Source organism: Lentisphaerota bacterium (genome assembly GCA_016873675.1).
GTDB lineage: Bacteria > Verrucomicrobiota > Kiritimatiellia > RFP12 > JAAYNR01 > VGWG01.
On the sequence record VGWG01000193.1, the window covers coordinates 1 to 2,828 of the forward strand.

Here is a 2,828-nt window from a genome sequence, read left to right on the forward strand (position 1 = left end):
TTTTACCGGTTTTCACTGTGTTTCCGGGGGGTTCTGGATTGTCGGCGGGACTCTCTTCGGATCAGAAGGTTGCAGGTTCAAATCCTGCCGGGCGCGCCACTCAAAGCCGAGGCTCCTGCAACCCCCTGAACGCGCTCAAGGCCCGTTTTGCGTAGTCAAAGCGGGAGATGAGGTCGGAGCCGGCACGGTTTTCGACGGCGGTGATGAGGGAGCGGTTGGACTCAAAACTTCTCACGGTTTGAAGTATGCCATTGCTCCAGCCGGAAATCAAGTCGCTATTGGGCAAATACGAATAGTGAGCCACAGAGAGCACAGAGAACACAGAGGAAGTAACGGAGTGGAAGCGGCCCAAGGAGTCATAGCCGTAGCCCACGGAATAGTCGGAGCCGAGCGACAGGCCGGAGGGGCGGCCGAGGGCGTCCTGGGTGCGGGTCAGGACGTTGGTCTGGCCGGCGGCGATGATGGTTTCGGCGGTGAGGGCGAGCGTGGCGGGGTCGTAGGCGAAGTGGTGCGCAGACAGGAATGTCTGCGCGTCCGAGACTGCCTCAGTTTGCCCCAGTCCCCCTCCCAAACACAGCAAGACCTTGCGCTCTTCTCCATGTGCCTGCGGCGCGGCGAGACGCCGATGCCCTACCGGTGCGGGGCGCATTCCCATCTCCCTCGCGTCAGCGCCTTTTCAGCTTGCCCTGAATGACTTTCTTGGCCTCTTCTTTGACCGCAGGCTCTCTCAGTCCCTCAAGATGCCGATTGGAACCAACAATCTGGTACTCCCCATCCACTTTTGAAAGAAACAAAAGATATTCCTTATCTTGTGGAAGTGTCTCAGGTTGCCCTCGCCATTTTCTGATGCCGGTGATCTTGACGACTTTGACCGCTTCACCCTTTAGAATTTCAGACACTTCAACTGTGGCGGCACCTTTTCCGGTCTCTATGATCTTACCCACGACGATCAGTTCCGACTTTTCAACCAACTCCTCAGTTTGCCAGGGCGCTGCCGAGAGTCCCCACGCCACATTGTCGGCGAAGAACATCACGCCGGTAATTAGCATTGCGATGAGCGACTTCTGCATTGTCATTCTCCATTTCTAACAATCCCGTCAGGGAATGAAGATTTCGGCGTTGACGAGCGTGATGTTGTTCTGCTTGGAGTTGCGCGCCTGGTGGCGCAAAATCTCAAACAGGCAGTCGGCCTTCTTCCCCGCCGCGACCGGCGCCGTGAACTCCACCGTCTGGAAGTCGAAGAGCTTGACCCCCGGCAGGCTGCTGCGGAAATCCACATGGCCCGTAAAGGCCCGCCGCACCTCGACCTCGATCGGCTTGGCCGTGTAGTTGCGGATCCGCTGCGTAAAAACCTCGCGGTCGTCCCAGCCGGCGACCGAGCTGTTGACCTCGATGTTCACCGCGCCGTCATCCACCCGGCGGAACACGTCGGCGCCATGCACCCGCATCCAGATGTTATCGCGGGAGGCCCGCAGCTTGATCAGCTCGAAGATCACCTCCGGGTCGGGGCCGAGGTTGACCTCCACCTTGTCGCCGATGGGGATGTACTTCGTGGGCTGCTGCGCCAGGTACGAGAGGCCGTCGCGGCCGTTGAGACGGAAGACGCGGATCACGCCGTCCGGCAGCGGCGCGGAGCCGAGCTTGGAGGGCACGTCGTTCGTGAACAGATACATCCGCACCAGTTGATCGCCATACTGCGCCGGCCGGTAGCGGTACTGAATCTTGAACGGCACCCGCTCCGCCTCGATGGCCCGCAGCCGCTTGGACCAGCCGTTCGGAATTGTCTCCGCGCCGGGAATGCGGAAGATGAAATACTCGGAGAGCCCTTCCTTGATGATGGTCTTCGCCCGAAGCTCGTCTGCCGGCGCATCAGCAAGCTCCGAATCCACGGCTCCGGCTTCACGTTTCTCGTCCCAGTCGCCCACCATCTTGCGTGTTGCCCGCTGCCTGTATCCTTTGTATTCGGCTTCCTTCATGCCACTGACATCGTCCATCCCGATCCGCGCCAGTTGGGCGATCTTCTCGACCAGGTTGATCGTGCCCACCACCAGCCGCACCTGCGCCCCCTCGTAGTCCTCGCCGCTGTTGTTGGTCACCCGCACGAACCCCTCGAACCCCAGGGTCTTCTCCTCCGGGTCGCTCGTCAGCAGGTAGTCGGCGCTCCAGGTGATGCCGCTGGTGAAGTAGGTGATCTCCACGGCGGCGTCGCCGTCAAACTCGCTGATCACGTTCCAGGAGAGCATCTGCGGCTTGTCGTGCGGATAGGTCGTGTCCAGCAGGCTGAGCTTGTCGGCCCGGCTGAGAAACCGGATCTCGACCGACGAGGGGTCGATCAGGGTGTTGGCCCACGAGAATTGCAGGCCGTTGAGCCCCTGCTTGAACGTCAGCGTGCGCATCTCGCGCACCAGCGTCAGGTCCTCGCTGTTGTAGATGGTCAACTGCACCGTGTCGCGGCGCGGCACGGTGGAGAGGTCCACATTGCGGGCCTGCACGACGGCCGTCAGGACGGCCGCCAGCGCGCATGCCAGAATGGCTGGTTGGTGTGTCATGGAATGAAGATTTCGGCGTTGACGAGCGTGATGTTGTTCTGCTTGGAGTTGCGCGCCTGGTGGCGCAGGATCTCAAACATACAGTCGGCCTGCTTCCCCGCCGCCACCGGGGCCGTGAACTCCGTCGTCTGGAAGTCGAAGAGCTTGACGCCGGGCAGGCTGCTGCGGAAGTCCACGTGTCCGGCGAAAGCCCGCCGCACCTCGACCTCGATCGGCTTGGCGGTGTAGTTGCGGATCCGCTGCGTGAAGACCTCGTGGTCGTCCCAACCGGCGACCGAA

3 protein-coding genes are annotated in these 2,828 nt (G+C 61.1%); all 3 read right to left on the reverse strand.

Annotated elements, in window-relative coordinates:
* Positions 1-100: 100 nt before the first annotated feature.
* The 3 genes from FJ222_12555 to FJ222_12565 are packed head-to-tail and all read right to left on the reverse strand — an operon-like array spanning position 101 to position 2,549.
* Entirely contained in the window at positions 101-649 is a 549-nt protein-coding gene (locus tag FJ222_12555; GenBank protein MBM4165252.1) for a hypothetical protein, read from the reverse strand.
* 16 nt (positions 650-665) lie between these two features.
* Complete coding sequence (locus FJ222_12560; GenBank protein ID MBM4165253.1) at positions 666-1,070, reverse strand: hypothetical protein; 405 nt, start codon at positions 1,068-1,070, stop codon at positions 666-668.
* Positions 1,071-1,097: 27 nt separating this feature from the next.
* Entirely contained in the window at positions 1,098-2,549 is a 1,452-nt protein-coding gene (locus FJ222_12565) for a DUF4139 domain-containing protein (GenBank protein MBM4165254.1), read from the reverse strand.
* Between the last annotated feature and the right edge of the window lie 279 nt (positions 2,550-2,828).